Annotated in this window: 15 protein-coding genes and 1 tRNA gene; 7 read left to right on the plus strand and 9 right to left on the minus strand. The window is 72.1% G+C overall.

Going from position 1 to position 13240, the window contains the following annotated elements; all coding sequences use genetic code 11:
• Positions 1 to 11: 11 nt before the first annotated feature.
• The 4 genes from ACFRQN_RS08240 to ACFRQN_RS08255 form a co-directional block, all read right to left on the minus strand.
• Positions 12 to 95, minus strand: a tRNA-Leu gene (locus tag ACFRQN_RS08240).
• 312 nt (positions 96 to 407) lie between these two features.
• Complete coding sequence (locus ACFRQN_RS08245) at positions 408 to 605, minus strand: hypothetical protein (protein WP_049649391.1); 198 nt, start codon at positions 603 to 605, stop codon at positions 408 to 410.
• A 303-nt stretch (positions 606 to 908) separates the two neighbouring features.
• The gene (locus tag ACFRQN_RS08250) at positions 909 to 1910 is read right to left on the minus strand and encodes an alpha/beta hydrolase (protein WP_380739179.1); all 1002 of its coding nucleotides are present in this window, start codon (positions 1908 to 1910) and stop codon (positions 909 to 911) included.
• Between the two features lie 24 nt (positions 1911 to 1934).
• A complete protein-coding gene (locus tag ACFRQN_RS08255) occupies positions 1935 to 3002 on the minus strand; it encodes an alcohol dehydrogenase catalytic domain-containing protein (protein ID WP_380739181.1) in 1068 nt (355 codons plus the stop codon).
• A gap of 97 nt (positions 3003 to 3099) precedes the next feature.
• Here ACFRQN_RS08255 and ACFRQN_RS08260 point away from each other — a divergent pair, with 97 nt between their 5' ends.
• Positions 3100 to 3693: a CGNR zinc finger domain-containing protein gene (locus tag ACFRQN_RS08260; protein ID WP_380739183.1), complete on the plus strand. Its 594-nt coding sequence runs from the start codon at positions 3100 to 3102 to the stop codon at positions 3691 to 3693.
• 74 nt (positions 3694 to 3767) lie between these two features.
• On the opposite strand, the gene ACFRQN_RS08265 is transcribed toward ACFRQN_RS08260, so the two are convergent.
• Positions 3768 to 3908: a DUF397 domain-containing protein gene (locus ACFRQN_RS08265; protein WP_369808254.1), complete on the minus strand. Its 141-nt coding sequence runs from the start codon at positions 3906 to 3908 to the stop codon at positions 3768 to 3770.
• Positions 3868 to 4821, minus strand: coding sequence for a helix-turn-helix domain-containing protein (locus tag ACFRQN_RS08270; protein WP_380739186.1), 954 nt, complete (start codon positions 4819 to 4821; stop codon positions 3868 to 3870). The genes ACFRQN_RS08265 and ACFRQN_RS08270 overlap by 41 nt, the downstream gene beginning before the upstream one ends.
• Positions 4822 to 4981: 160 nt before the next feature.
• Here ACFRQN_RS08270 and ACFRQN_RS08275 point away from each other — a divergent pair, with 160 nt between their 5' ends.
• On the plus strand, positions 4982 to 5410 hold the full coding sequence (locus tag ACFRQN_RS08275) for an ATP-binding protein (RefSeq protein WP_380739188.1): 429 nt from the start codon (positions 4982 to 4984) through the stop codon (positions 5408 to 5410).
• Positions 5411 to 5424: 14 nt separating this feature from the next.
• Positions 5425 to 5976: a hypothetical protein gene (locus ACFRQN_RS08280; protein WP_380739192.1), complete on the plus strand. Its 552-nt coding sequence runs from the start codon at positions 5425 to 5427 to the stop codon at positions 5974 to 5976.
• 117 nt (positions 5977 to 6093) lie between these two features.
• On the opposite strand, the gene ACFRQN_RS08285 is transcribed toward ACFRQN_RS08280, so the two are convergent.
• Together ACFRQN_RS08285 and ACFRQN_RS08290 are read right to left on the minus strand one after the other, a co-directional pair.
• Positions 6094 to 6660: a LysM peptidoglycan-binding domain-containing protein gene (locus ACFRQN_RS08285; protein ID WP_049649385.1), complete on the minus strand. Its 567-nt coding sequence runs from the start codon at positions 6658 to 6660 to the stop codon at positions 6094 to 6096.
• 307 nt (positions 6661 to 6967) lie between these two features.
• Positions 6968 to 8326, minus strand: coding sequence for an alpha/beta hydrolase (locus ACFRQN_RS08290; protein ID WP_380739195.1), 1359 nt, complete (start codon positions 8324 to 8326; stop codon positions 6968 to 6970).
• A 68-nt stretch (positions 8327 to 8394) separates the two neighbouring features.
• Between ACFRQN_RS08290 and ACFRQN_RS08295 the strand changes: the two genes are divergently transcribed.
• The 4 genes from ACFRQN_RS08295 (at position 8395) to ACFRQN_RS08310 (ending at position 12909) form a co-directional block, all read left to right on the plus strand.
• Positions 8395 to 9012 (plus strand): TetR-like C-terminal domain-containing protein, encoded by a 618-nt coding sequence (locus tag ACFRQN_RS08295; RefSeq protein ID WP_380739197.1) that lies wholly within the window; start codon positions 8395 to 8397, stop codon positions 9010 to 9012.
• 154 nt (positions 9013 to 9166) lie between these two features.
• Positions 9167 to 10498, plus strand: a complete 1332-nt coding sequence (locus tag ACFRQN_RS08300) for a tetratricopeptide repeat protein (protein ID WP_380739199.1) — start codon at positions 9167 to 9169, stop codon at positions 10496 to 10498.
• A 59-nt stretch (positions 10499 to 10557) separates the two neighbouring features.
• On the plus strand, positions 10558 to 11589 hold the full coding sequence (locus ACFRQN_RS08305; protein ID WP_380739201.1) for an LD-carboxypeptidase: 1032 nt from the start codon (positions 10558 to 10560) through the stop codon (positions 11587 to 11589).
• 105 nt (positions 11590 to 11694) lie between these two features.
• Positions 11695 to 12909, plus strand: coding sequence for an alpha/beta hydrolase family protein (locus tag ACFRQN_RS08310; RefSeq protein WP_380739203.1), 1215 nt, complete (start codon positions 11695 to 11697; stop codon positions 12907 to 12909).
• Between the two features lie 12 nt (positions 12910 to 12921).
• Here ACFRQN_RS08310 and ACFRQN_RS08315 read toward each other — a convergent pair whose 3' ends face one another.
• Positions 12922 to 13101: a hypothetical protein gene (locus ACFRQN_RS08315; RefSeq protein ID WP_147409168.1), complete on the minus strand. Its 180-nt coding sequence runs from the start codon at positions 13099 to 13101 to the stop codon at positions 12922 to 12924.
• Positions 13102 to 13240: the final 139 nt, after the last annotated feature.

The raw sequence follows: 13240 nt of genomic DNA on the forward strand, positions 1-13240 counted from the left end.
CCGTTCATCTGTGCGCGAGGGGGGAGTTGAACCCCCACGCCCTTTCGGGCACTGGAACCTGAATCCAGCGCGTCTGCCTATTCCGCCACCCGCGCATCTGGGTGATGAGGAAAACTATAGACCATCCGGAGGGGTACCTCCGACCACCTCCGGGCAGACGGCCGGGGGCTACTCCGCTCCCAGGATTCGGAGGCCGTGCTCCTCCTGGAAGTACGCGTAGTCCTTCAGGTTCAGCGTCGCCAGCGGAAGGTCGTAGGTGAGACAGCAGGCCGCGATCCACATGTCGTTGACGGGACGCGGAAGACCGGCCTTCAGGCCGGCCGCCGAGAGCCTGCCCCCGCCAACCTGCGCTTGTGCGTCAGGGACGTGACGTCGGTGTCAAGAATGACAGGCTGCACCTTGCTCCCTCAGGCCACGTTCCGCTGGCGTTCGGCGCGGACGAACGCCAGGAACTCGTCGAGCTCTTCGTCCGACTCGAAAGTGTCGGCCTGGAGCTCATCGAGGGACCGTATGGGCTGCGTGTTCTTGGCTGCCAGCAGTTCCTCGACCGTGACTCGGGGGCGCGCGGGCGGGTAGATCGGGCGTTCAACTTCCGAGGCGCTCATGAGTGGCCTCCCGCAAGTGATCGGCTAGGGCTTACGAAAGCCATGATAGAGCCCGATCACACCGGGTGATGCCTTCGCTACCCGTCCGCCGCCCCTGGGCTCCGCAGGCGGGGAGCGGCCATGGCGGTGTCTCCTTCCGCGGCCGCTCAGGCCTGGAACTCGTCGATGACGACGGCACCGGTCGGGCCGTACGTCTCCAGGGACTCCAGCACGTCGCCCGCCTCGTGGAGGCTGACGATGCGGGTATAGACCATCCGGAGGGGCACTTCCGACCACGTCCGGGCAGACGGCGGGAGACCGGGTCTACGCCGGGAGCTGGGGACTCTGGGGCGCGGGGGCGCGGAAGTGGCGGGCGAGGTAGCCGAGCCAGGCCTGCTCGAAGCTCTCGGCGAGCTGTGACTCGGGGGCGAACAGGTCGAAGGCGTGGTACGCGCCGGGGTAGAGGTGGAGTTCGACGGGGACGCCGTGGGCGCGCAGGCGCATGGCGTAGTCGAGGTCCTCGTCGCGGAAGGAGTCGAGTTCGCCGACGGCGACGAAGGTGGGCGGCAGGCCGCCGAGGTCCTTCGCGCGGGCGGGGGCGGCGTACGGGCTGACCTGGTCGGTTCCGGCGCGGTCGCCCAGGATCGCCCGCCAGGCGAGGAGGTTGGTGGCGCGGTCCCAGATGCCGAGGTCGGTGATCTCGTGGCTGGACGCGGTCCGGTTCCGGTCGTCGAGCATGGGGTACATCAGCGCCTGGAACAGCGGCGTGGGGCCGCCGTGGTCGCGGACCAGCAGGGCGGTGGCCGCCGCGACTCCCCCGCCGCCGCTCTGGCCGCCGATGCCGATCCGGGTGGCGTCCAGGCCGAGTGCCCGCGCCTCGTGGAGGAGCCACCGGTGGGCGGTGTGCCCGTCCTCGGCGGCGCCGGGGGCGGGGGTCTCCGGGGCGAGCCGGTAGTCGACGGCGGCGACGGCGCAGCCGAGCCGTGTGCTGAGCCGCTTGAGCCAGGGGTCGTCCTGGGCGGCGAAGCCGAGTACCTGCCCGCCGCCGTGGAACCAGAGCAGGACCGGCAGCGGGCCGGGCCCGGCGGTGGTGGGCCGTAGCAGGCGGATCGGCACGTCTGGGCCGTCGGGCCGGGTCGCGCGGTGTTCGGTCACGGTGACCGACGGGTCGTCGGGGGTGGAGTCGGCGACGGCCGCGGCGAAGGCGCGGAGGGTCTCGCGGGTGGCGGGGATGTCGGTCAGGTCGAACGCGCCGTTGGGGGTCATCGGGACGGCGTCGAGGGCCCGGCGCAGTTCCGGGTCGACCAGCAGGCGGGGAACGGGCATGGTCGTGCTTCCTTCCACCGGTGCTCAGGCCCGGAACTCGTCGATGACGACGACGCCGGTCGGCCCGTACGTCTCCAGGGACTCCAGCACGCCACTCGCCTCGTGGAGGCCGACGGTGCGGGTGACGATCCGGCCGGGGTTGAGGCGGCCGGCCTCGATCATGTTGAGCATGGTGCCGAACCGCTGGCCCTGCATCCCGAAGGCGCCCAGGAACTCCAGTTCCTTGACCATCATCACGTCGATCGGTAGCCCGACGTCACCCTTCTCCGCACCGGTGGTGTGCCCGAGTTGGAGGTGGCGGCCGCGCGTGCGCAGGGAGAGGACGGAGTTGCGGCAGGCCTCGGCGATGCCGACGGCGTCGACGGACACGTGGGCGCCGCCCCGGGTGAGGGTCCTGACCGCCTCGGCCGGGTCGTCGGTGGCGGCGTTGACGGTGTGGACGGCGCCCAGGGCGCGGGCGGCGTCCAGCTTCTCCTCGGAGATGTCGACGGCGATGACGTTGGCGCCGGTGGCGGCCGCGATCTCCACCGTGGACAGGCCCATGCCGCCGCCGGCCCCGTACACGGCGACCCACTCCCCGCCACGCACGCGGGCCTGGTCGACGACGCCGTGGAAGGCGGTCATGTAGCGGCAGGCGAGGGCGGCGACATCGACGAATCCGACGGCCTCCGGCACCCGGACGAGGTTGACGTCGGCGAAGCGGACCATGACGTACTCGGCGAAGGCGCCCCAGTAGGAGACGCCGGGGACGAGCGAGTCCACGTGCTCGCACACGTGCTGGTTGCCGCTGCGGCACATCTCGCAGGAGCCCTCGCCGGGGTTCATCGGGAAGATGACCCGGTCGCCGTCCCGCCAGTCCCGAACGTCCCGGCCGACCTCCACGACGGTGCCGGCGAACTCGTGGCCGAGGACGAACGGGGGCTTGACCTGCGGCCCTCCCGTCCAGAAGTCCCCGGCCCACAGGGCCCAGTCGGTGCGGCAGATCCCATTGGCGCCGACCCGCACGATGGCGCCGTCGGGCGGGCAGACGGGGTCGGGCACGTCACGGATGACGAGGGGCTGGTGGAGTTCTTCGATGACTGCGGCGCGCATGGACGCGACCTCCTCGGGGAAAGTCCACCGGTTCAAGTGGTGGACCTTGAAGCTATGCGCCCGCTTCGCCGCGTGTCAACCGCTTAGAGTGGTGGACATGAGTGACGAAGACGGCCGACGAGAAGGGCGCCAGCGCGCCAAGACCGACTTCCGGTTCGACGACGCACGGCTGTGCTTCGCCTTCGCCGGCACGCTCGCCGACCGCGGCAAGGAACTGCACGTCGAGCGGCTCGCCGAACCGGAGGACCTGAGCCGGTGGAGCGTGGAGAGCGGCTGCACGACGGTGGCACCGAGGTGCGACGAGGCAGAGCTGGAGGGAGCGAGGCGGCTGCGCGAGGCGATCCAGCGGACGGGCGTCGCGCTGGCGGAGGGGGCGCCGCCCGCGCCCGAGGACGTCGTGGTGGTCAACGGCGCTGCGGCCGAGGCGACTTCGGCACCGGTGCTCGCTGCGGACGGGGCATCCGTGCGGTGGGACGGGGACGGGATCGCGGCCGTGCTGTCGATGGTCGCGCGGGACCTGATCGCGCTCTGCGCGTCCGACGAGCAGCGGACGCGCGTGCGCATCTGCGGAAACCCCGACTGCGGAACGCCGTTCGTGGACACGTCGAGGGCGGGCGCGCGGCGCTGGTGCTCGATGAAGACCTGCGGCGCACTCGCGAAGAAGCGCGCCTACCGGGCGAAGGCGAAGTAGTCAGGGGCGGAGAACGCCTCGGGGCGGGGCGCCAGTTGGCGCCCAGCCCCGAGGGAGGGATGTGGAGGGGTGACTCAGCCCTCGATCGGCAACTCGCCGGCCCGGACCGCCGCGACGAAGGCGTTCCAGGAGGAGTCGGGGAAGAGGAGGGAGGGGCCGCCGGGGTCCTTGGAGTCACGCACCGGGACGGCGCCGGGGAGGAAGCCAAGGGCCACCTCGATGCACTCGCCCGCGTCGCCCGTGCTGTAGCTGCTCTTGCTCCAAGCAGCCTTTCTCAGATCGACGTTCTGCAAAACGGTACTCCTCCATCGCATCGGCGATCAGGGCCCTGGTTTCTCCTGGCGAGAGTACACCGCCGCGCATCATGTCGAAGTCCCGCCTGGACTGCTCGACAACCGACGGGGCGTCGCTGAAGTGCCCGCGATACAGGCTCTCCGAGTACACCCACTCCCTGCCGTCCGGCATCAGCATCAGCACCAGCGAGGCAGATGGCGCAACTGGCATCGCACTGCCGAACGGCATCACCTCGACCACGATGTTCGACTGCTCCGTCACCGCGAGAAGATGCTCCATCTGCCGCCTCATCACACCCGGCCCTCCGAAGACCGTACGAATGGCAGCCTCATCGAGCACCACCATGAGGGTCGGCCCATCAGCGACCAGGAAGCGGTGCTGCCGCATCAGCCGGGTCTCAATCCGCTCGGCTAGCAACTTCGGATTGTTGCGCGCGTTTCCAGTCGCGAACATCGCGCGGACGTACTCCTCGCACTGCAACAAGCCATTGATCCGAGAGTACTGAAGCACCCGAATCGCCAGCGCTTCGTCCTCCAGTTCCATGAACTTCTCGAACCAGTCCGCGCTTTCGATGTCCGCCTGCCAGTCCACCCGCTCCCACAGCCGGACCAGCAAGCCCCCCATGGCCAGGATTTCGTCAGCCCTCTCGACGGTCTCCCGGTCCATCGACCTCCTCCCACCCTCGAACCGGGTGATCACCGTGCGGGAGAAGCTCAGGAGCTTCCCCAGCTGCTCCTGGGTGTAGCCGGCTCGCTCACGCGCGAAGCGGAGCGCTTCGCCGAACATCTCCGCCGGGTTCGCCGTCGGCTCGAGCCCAAGGCGCCGATGTGCCACGTGTTTCCCCCTTAGGTGCCACGGATCTCCGTACTCCGTTTTGGTCGCAACCGTAACTCCGACACCCTCATCATTGATGCCGGAATGCAATCTTTTGCATGCATAGCGTTACATCGCGCGCCCCCTTCACACCCCCTCCGCCCCCGTGAGGTGCTCCCCCATGCTCTCGCCCCGTCGGCCCCGCGCGTTCGTCGCGCACCTCGACTCCCGCGCCGAATCCGCGCCCTTGGCGCGCTACTTGCTCCGCGCGTACCTCTCCGGGCTGCCCTCCGGCGACCGCTACTCGGACACCGCCGAGCTGCTCCTCGGCGAACTGTTCGCCAACGCCGTCCAGCACTCCGACGCGCCGGACGACCGCCACATCGAGATCCGCATCGCCCTGATCAACTCCCGCCTGCGGCTGGAGGTCCACGACGCCGGCAGCGGACACCCCACGCTCCACACCCCCGCCCCTTCCGACGAGCACGGGCGCGGCCTGTTCCTCGTCAACAAGCTCGCCGAGCGCTGGGGCTGCACCTCCCGTCCCGACGGCATCGGCAAGTTCGTCTGGGTGCTCGTCGCCCCCGCGCCCGCCACCGCCCTCGCCTGAAAGCCCGAACCCCCATGCAGCTCACGACCCTGGCCCGGCACGCCCTCTCCCGGGGTGCCACCCCGGCCGCGGCCTTCGCCCTGATCGCCCGCCTGGGCCACCCGTCCCTGCCCGTCGCGCGCGCCGTCTGCCTCGCCCTCGACATCCCCCTCGCCGAGACCACCCGCCGCCTGGCCGAGTGCTACGACGCCCTGCTCTCGAACCCCCGCCCGGACTCCGAGAACGACACTGGTGAACTCCTCGAAGCCCTCGGTGTCTTCGACGTCCCCAAGTCGCTCACCGATACCGAACTCACCGTCGTCGAACACTTCCTGGCCGCCATCGACGCCCACGGCAGCCTCCGCCCCGGCCACCGTCACGGCCTCCAGCGCTGGTTCACCACCGGCAACCTCACCACGGCCTACCTCTCCCTGGCCGCCGCCCATCCCATGCCCCGCACCGGCGACCCGGCCCTGTACTGGGCCACGCTCGTCACCGCCGGCGAACTCCTCACCGCTGCCCCCGGCCCCGACAGCCGCATCAAGTACGCCCTCGCCCACTGCCGCACCCAGGCCGCCCGCACCTGAACGCCCTGCGTGGGAAGTCGGCGGGGCCGACTTCCCACGAGCCGGTCACCGGCACACCGGATCGACGATCCGGTGATCAGGGCGAGGTGCCCGGGCGCGGACGCCCGGACCGCACGATTACGGAATCGTCAGCACCTGACCGACGTTCACCAGGTCCGGGTCGTCGATGCCGTTGGCCTGAGCGATCTCCAGGTAGCGGCTGCCGTCACCGTAGAAGCGCTCGGCCACGGCCCACAGGGAGTCCCCGGGCTCGACGGTGTAGGTCTGCACCGCGACGGGCTCCGGGGTCGGGACCGGCTCCGGCTCCGCGACCGGAGCCGGGGCCGAGACCGGGGCCTCGGCGGCGAGGGGGAAATCGGTGTTGGTGTCCGTCGCCCACCGCGCCCCGCCGTCCCGGGCGTACAGCACCACGTTGCGGTCGGCCTGCACGACCAGGCGGTCGACGTCCTGGCCGTCGGTCCCGGTGGACCACGCCGCACCGTCGCCCTTGTAGAGCACGAAGTTGCCGTCCTCCTGGAGCACGGCCCGCTCGACGCCCTGGTTCTGGGTCTCGGTCGCCCACACGACGGCGCCCGGCTCGGAGAGCACCAGGTTCCCGTCCCCCTGGAGGGTCAGCGTGTAGGCACCGCCGGTCAGGGACTGGCCGAGACCGAGTTCATTGCCAGCGTACAGAGTGTCACTCATGGATATTCCTTTCGGATAAGGGACTTGGCGTCTTCGCGCCCGGCTAGCGGCACGTCAGAGAGAGGCAGCCTCACCGCCGCCGGCGCACGAACACCAGTCCTTGGACTCTAGGTGCCATCGGGGTTTGCACACAATTCACCGCATCGGGTGACATCCCCGGCACGGCGGCCCCGCCCCTGCGGCCGCCCGCGACTGCCCCCCGATCACCCCGCCCCGCACGAGAAGTCGACCCCGCCGACTTCCTGTGCAGAGCAGTCTCCCCCGGCACGGCCGCCGGCGGTCCACCCCGTACGCGGCTGCCGGGCCTTCACTCGTGGTCGCGCAGGAAGGCCGGAATCCCCTCGCGGGTCGGGGAGTTCGGCAGGGGCGCCGGCTGGTCCTGGAGGAACGCGCCGATCACGGCCGCGGCCCGGTCGTTGTTGCCGTCGAGGCCGTTCCACATGTGGTGCCCGACCCCCGGCATGAACTGGGTGCGCTGGATCGCGGGGTCGGCGGCGAGGACGGCGGTCGCCCATTGGCGGACCTGCGAGGAGCACTCGGCGATCATCAGCATCGCGGGGGTCCGGGACCGCCCCAACTGCGGTGCGATGGACGCCGAGTCCCTGACCGTCCGCTGGACGCGGAGGCTGGCGGCGGGGCTGAAGGAGAAGTTCCGCGCGCTGTCCTCGACGGGGATGCGGTGCGCGTCGCCCGCGCAGTAGGCGGATGCGGTGTCGCCGCCCAGGTCGGCGGCGGTGAAGGCGTTGTCGCCCTCGGCCTGTCCGATCAACCCGGTGCCGGGGCTGAGGAGTCCGAGCCGCATGAGGCCGAACGCCACGGCGTAGCGGGGGACGTGCGTCGATCGCGGCCCGGTCGGGTCCGGGGCGAGGCCGCGCGCGGATTCGCGGCCCTGGTGCCCGGCGGTCCGCGCGGTGGGGCCGTCCATCGGGCCGGGTTCGGCGATGACCGCCCGGTGCACGCGCGCGGCGGTTCCGGGATCGGCCAGGGCCCGGGTGAGCACGACCGCGCCCGAGGAGAACCCGAGGACGTCGACCGCGCCCCCGCCCAGGCGGTCGACGAAGGCGCCGAGGTCGCGGACCGACCGGTCGGCCGTGTACTGGTCCATGGGGAGCAGACCGCTGCGTCCGCCGCCGGGCTGCTCGTAGGCGTAGACGTCGTAGCCCTGCCCCGCCAGGAGCCGCAGGAACCGGTGGTCGAGCAGCGAAATGCCGCGCACTGGACCGCCGTTGAGGTACACGAGCGGGACGGGGTGCCGGGGGCCGGGCCCGGCGGGTGGGTAGTGGTACACCGCGACGCTGCTGCCGGTGTCCAGGCTCCAGTGCTCCGTGGCCACGAACGGCAGGTCCGGCGGGTACTGCCGGGCCGTGGGCACGGTCGGGACGCAGACCGGCGCCGTCAGCGCCGCCGCGACGACCACCGGCAGGAACGGCACGAGCCGGGCCACCCGGGTGCGGCCCCGGCCCCGGCTCCGGCTCCGGCTCCGCCACAGTGCGAGGGCGGTCCCGCCCGCGAGGACCGGCAGCCAGGCGGCGAGCCCCGAGCCCGCCCCGTCCGTGAGGACGACCAGGGCGAGGAAGGCAAGGACCGACGCCAGGACGGCGGCCAGGGCCGACAGCGAGCGGGCGGCGCGGCGTAAGAGGGTCGCGGGCAGGGCGAACGTGGACAAGGCGGAGCCCTCCTTGTTTCGTAACGCTGTTTCAAAACGACGTTATCAAAGGCGGTAGGCTCCCCGTCATGGGAAGGCCGAAGACGAACGACGAGACCGTCGGAGAGCGCCTCGTGGCGTGCGCGACCGAATGGCTCGCCACCCGCCCGCAGGAGACCGTCACGGTCCGGGCCGTCGCCGCGGCCGCCGGGACCTCGACGACGGCGGTGTACTCCCTCTTCGGCGGCAAGGACGGACTGATCGCGGCCGTCCGCGACCAGGCCGTCGCCGGCCTGTTCCGCGCCGTCGCGGACGTACCGACCTCCGCGGACCCCCTCGCCGACATCTACGCCCTCGCCACGGCCTACCGGCACTGGGGGCTCGAACACCGCCACCTGTACACGGCGCTGTTCGGCGGGGTGCAGTCCTTCGAGCCGTCGGACACGGTCGGCACCAGCGACCCCGTCCGACCGCTCACCGCCGCGATCGACCGGGCCGTCGCGGAGTCCGTCCTCGACGGCCCGGCACCCTCGATCGCCCTCTCGCTCTGGGTGACCCTGCACGGGCTCGTCACCCTCGAACTCGCCGGAGCCCTCGACGCCCCCACCGCGCGGGCCGCGTTCCCGTCGACGATCCACGCCGCACTGCGCGGCTGGACGACCCCCGCGGTGTTCCGCGGACTCCGCGAAGCCGAACCCACCCCCTGACGAGTCCGCCCCGCGCGCGAGAAGTCGGACCGGCCGACTTCTCGTGCGCGCGGGCGGTGGACGCCGAGGGCTTGCCCGTACGGTCCGACCCCGGTCCGCCCCTGGACGGGGCGAGCCCAGGGCCGCTGTCAGTGGCGGTTCGTACGCTCCCCGCGTGACCATCGACGACCTCTCCTGGCAAGCGCACAACCTCGGCGGCGTCCACCCGCGCATGGCGCAGACCCTCCTCGACCTGGGCCAGGTCGAGCTGCTCGCCCGGGCGGCGCAGGAGCGCGGGGACTGGAACTGCGCGAAGGCGGCGGCACTGGAGCTGGGCGCGGCCGGGGAGTTCGAGCGGGCGCTGGCACTCCTGGACCCGTTCACGGACATCGGCTGGCGGGCCGCCGAGTGGGTCACCGCCGAGGTCATGATCCGGCAGGGCGAGGCCGACGAGGCCCTCGCGATGGTGCGCCCGGACGCGGCCGAGCTGGACGACGCCCACGTGTGCGTGCGCTACGCCGAACTGTCGGCGAAGGCCGGGCGGATCGACGAGGCCATCGAGGTGCTCACGCCCCACCTCGGGGCGTCCTGGCCGCTGTCGTGCCTGGTCGAGGCGACCGAGGGCCAGGGAGCGGACGACCAGGTCCTCGACGTCCTCGCCCAGGCCGCGGAGCGCGCGGGGACCGAGCCCGCGGACTCGCTGGAGCGGTGGCAGGTGCTGCTCCTGACCGCCCGGGTCCTGGAACGCGCCGGGCGTACCGACGCGGCCGTCGAGACCCTGCGCACCGAAGTGGCCGCCGGCCGGCACCACCCCGTCAACTTCCCCGAGTACCACGCGGAACTCCTCGCCCGGCAGGGCCTGATCGAGGAGCTGGCATCCCTCGCCGCCGACCAGCCCTACGCCGCCTTCGACGCGTACGCGAAGGCACTGGAGGACGCGGGGCGCGCACCCGAGGCCGAGGCCCTGCTGCGCGAACGCATCGAGGCCCACGACCTCTCGAACGACCGCGCGGCACTGATGGACCTCCTCGTCCGCCAGGGCAGGATCGACGAAGCCGTCGAGACCGGCCGGCCCACCTTCGACTACCACGACTGCGGGAACCTCCTCCACCGGACACTGGACCTGCTCGTCGACGACGGCCGCCCCGACCGCGCGCTCGAACTCGTGGAAGGGCTCACCGGCCCGTACGCCGAAGGGCACCCGGACGACGTCCTCCAGCTGCGGCTCCGGCTGCTCGGCGAGGCCGGCCGCTGCCCGCAGGGCATCGCGGAGGCCACCGCCCTCAACGAACGGCAGCCCGGCGCGTGGGACACCTCGCTGGCACGGCTGCTGGAGCTGGACGGCCGGCTGGAGGAGGCCGTCGCGCTCCTCCGCGCGTCCACCCACTACCGGGCCACCCTCGACCTGGCCGACATGCTGCTCCGGAACGGCCGCCCGGCCGAGGCCCTCGCCGCCATCCCCACCATCGCCGAGGAACGCGCGGCCGCCGAACGGCGGGGGTGGTGACAGAACCCTTCCGGCGAAAGTCGGGTGACCCCGCCGACGGCGGCGGCGACACTGGCGCCATGACTGGTTCCGCACCGCCTCGACTGCTTCGACCGCGTGCCCTGGCGCCCGGAGACCTCGTCGTCATCGCCGCGCTGTCCGGTCCGCTGCCGCCCGCGTACGAGCCCAACGTCCAGCGGACGGTGGTCGTGCTGGAGCGGATGGGATTCCGCGTACGTCGCGCTCCGCTCCTCGAAGCGGGCCACCGCCACTGGTGGAGCGCGGCCACCCCGGCGGAGATCGCCGGGGAGCTCAACGCCCTCCTGCGCGATCCCGAGGTGCGCGCGATCGTCGCCAGTGACGGCGGCCAGACGGCGCTCGGCTACCTCGACCTGATCGACGTCGAGGCGATCAGGGCCGACCCCAAGCCGATCCTCGGCTACAGCGACATCTCGCTGCTGCACCTGGTGCTCCACGCGCGCACGGGCCTGGTCGGGTTCCACGCCGACATGGCCGTCCCCGGCTTCGGCGGACACTGGCGGTCCGCGCCCGCGGCGCGCCAGGCTGAACTCGAGGCGCTCTACGCCAGGTTGCTGACCGGCACCGAGGCGATCGGCGCACTGCCCGCGAGCCCGTCATGGGAGTGCTGGCGTCCCGGCCGTGTCGAAGGGCCGCTGATCGGCGGGTTGATCAACCGGATCGTGCTGGCGCAGGCGACGCCCTTCGCGCTGCCGCTCGAACGGTTCGACGGCGCGGTGCTGTTCTGGGAGGAGATGGGCGGCCTGGCCTCGTACGTGTGGAGCTACCTGCACGTGATGCGGCACAGCGGCATCCTCGACCGGATCGCCGGCATGGTCGTGGGCGTCCCGCGCGAGATCGGCGGCCTCGAACCCGGCGCGTCCCCGACCCTGCGCGAGATCGTCCTCGACGTCCTCGGGGACCGTGACATCCCGGTCCTGGGCAACGTCGACTTCGGGCACGCCGGCCCCAATCTGCCGATGCCGGTCGGCGTCCGCGTCGGCCTCGACGCGCGGCAGCGGACGCTCGCCCTGCTCGAACCGGCGGTGGGGCCCCACGAGCCGACCAAGGGAGCCCCGCGCCGCACGACGTAGCCCCGGCGTATGACCCGGTACCCCGTGGGGGCTACGAACGACAACAGGACGGTTACCTCGACGGGTTGATCCGACACGGAGCCTCGGGACCCTAGCGTCTGTCCCATGAGACGCAATCGCCGTATCAGCGCAGTCGCGGTGCTGACGCTCGCCGCCCTCACCACTGGAACCGGCGCCGGGTTCGCCGCCACGGCCGGACCGTCGGCCGCACCGGTGGCCGCACCGGTGGCCACGCGCGCGTTCGCCACCGCACCGGCCGCGGCCGCCGCACCCGCGCGGACCTTCCAAGGCGCGCTCCCCGCGCCGACCGGCCCCTACGCCGCCGGCGAGGACGTCATCCACCTCACCGACACGAGCCGCCTCGACCCGTGGGTGCCGTCATCCGGCCCCCGCCAACTGGCCGTCACCATGGTCTACCCGGCCGTGCCCGGGACGGGGACCCCGGCCCCTTACATGTCCCTCGGCGAGGCAACCGGAATCGTCCAGCGGCAGAACCTGCCGGCGAGCTCCGGCATCACCCCACAGACCATCGCCGGCGTCACCACGCACGCCTTCGACGGCGCGCGGCCGCAGCCCGGCAAGTACCCGCTGGTGGTCCTCTCACCCGCGTACGAGGACCCGCGCGTCACGCTCACCGCGCTCGCGACCGACCTCGCCAGTCACGGCTACGTCGTCGCGCTCGTCGGCGACACCTACGAGGACAGCGGCGAGACGCTGGCGAACGGCCAGACGACGCCGTGCGCGATCTGCGGCGACCCGTCGCGGATCGACTCCATCCCCACCAACCGCGCGCGGGACGTGTCCTTCCTGATCGACCAGTTGACGCACGGCAATACCGCGTGGCGCCTGGCACACCTCATCGACAAGCACGAGATCGGCATGGCCGGACACTCCATCGGCGGAGCGGCGGCCTCCGCCGCGATGGTCGCCGACCCGCGCGTACGGGCCGGCGTGAACATGGACGGCGCCTTCAAGCCGGTCCCGACGCCCGGCCAGATCAACCGGCCGTTCCTCATGCTGGGTTCGCCCGACAACCACCCGGCCGGTGGCGGCGACACCACGTGGGGGCAGGCCTGGGACGCCCTCGGCGGCTACAAGAAGTGGCTGACGGTCGCCGGCGCCGACCACTTCAGCTTCAGCGACCTGGACCTGCTGCACGAGCAGGCCGGGTTCCCGGCGCCGCCCCTCTCCCCGGCACGCGGGGTGGAGATCACCCGCGAGTACGTGACGGCGTTCTTCGACCGGACGCTGAAGGGGATCGACGGTCCGCTGCTGGACGGCCCCTCGCCGGACAATCCGGAAGTGGTCTTCCAGCGCTAGTGCGGCGCCGGACTAGCCCCGCTGGGCGACCAGCCAGGCGAGCAGGCCGGTCACGGTGGCGCCGCCCGCCGCCGTGGCCATGCCCCGGACGAAGTACAGGGCGACGGTGCGCCGGACGACCCGCCACCGACGGCGCCGTCCGGCCACCTCGCCACTCCGTCCCGCCCCACCGGGCCGACCGTGCTCGAACATCGCGCTCCTCCTCATCCCTCGGGACGGCCGCCTCTCACGGCCTGGATCAACCCTGGCGGCGGACGGAGGCAGCACCGCGCCCGGTCGATGAGACCGGATGAAACCGGAGGCCTGCCGCCAGGAACCCGCGTTCAACTGA

Source organism: Kitasatospora sp. NPDC056800, from assembly GCF_042789775.1.
GTDB lineage: Bacteria > Actinomycetota > Actinomycetes > Streptomycetales > Streptomycetaceae > Kitasatospora.

What these genes read in the sequence shown, in the direction of transcription:
- ACFRQN_RS08310 (WP_380739203.1), top strand. Translation starts at nt 11,695, where the DNA reads ATGAGACGCAATCGCCGTATCAGCGCAGTCGCGGTGCTGACGCTCGCC.
- ACFRQN_RS08315 (WP_147409168.1), bottom strand. Translation starts at nt 13,101, where the DNA reads ATGTTCGAGCACGGTCGGCCCGGTGGGGCGGGACGGAGTGGCGAGGTG.
- ACFRQN_RS08280 (WP_380739192.1), top strand. Translation starts at nt 5,425, where the DNA reads ATGCAGCTCACGACCCTGGCCCGGCACGCCCTCTCCCGGGGTGCCACC.
- ACFRQN_RS08305 (WP_380739201.1), top strand. Translation starts at nt 10,558, where the DNA reads ATGACTGGTTCCGCACCGCCTCGACTGCTTCGACCGCGTGCCCTGGCG.
- ACFRQN_RS08275 (WP_380739188.1), top strand. Translation starts at nt 4,982, where the DNA reads ATGCTCTCGCCCCGTCGGCCCCGCGCGTTCGTCGCGCACCTCGACTCC.
- ACFRQN_RS08295 (WP_380739197.1), top strand. Translation starts at nt 8,395, where the DNA reads ATGGGAAGGCCGAAGACGAACGACGAGACCGTCGGAGAGCGCCTCGTG.
- ACFRQN_RS08250 (WP_380739179.1), bottom strand. Translation starts at nt 1,910, where the DNA reads ATGCCCGTTCCCCGCCTGCTGGTCGACCCGGAACTGCGCCGGGCCCTC.
- ACFRQN_RS08245 (WP_049649391.1), bottom strand. Translation starts at nt 605, where the DNA reads ATGAGCGCCTCGGAAGTTGAACGCCCGATCTACCCGCCCGCGCGCCCC.
- ACFRQN_RS08255 (WP_380739181.1), bottom strand. Translation starts at nt 3,002, where the DNA reads ATGCGCGCCGCAGTCATCGAAGAACTCCACCAGCCCCTCGTCATCCGT.
- ACFRQN_RS08285 (WP_049649385.1), bottom strand. Translation starts at nt 6,660, where the DNA reads ATGAGTGACACTCTGTACGCTGGCAATGAACTCGGTCTCGGCCAGTCC.
- ACFRQN_RS08260 (WP_380739183.1), top strand. Translation starts at nt 3,100, where the DNA reads ATGAGTGACGAAGACGGCCGACGAGAAGGGCGCCAGCGCGCCAAGACC.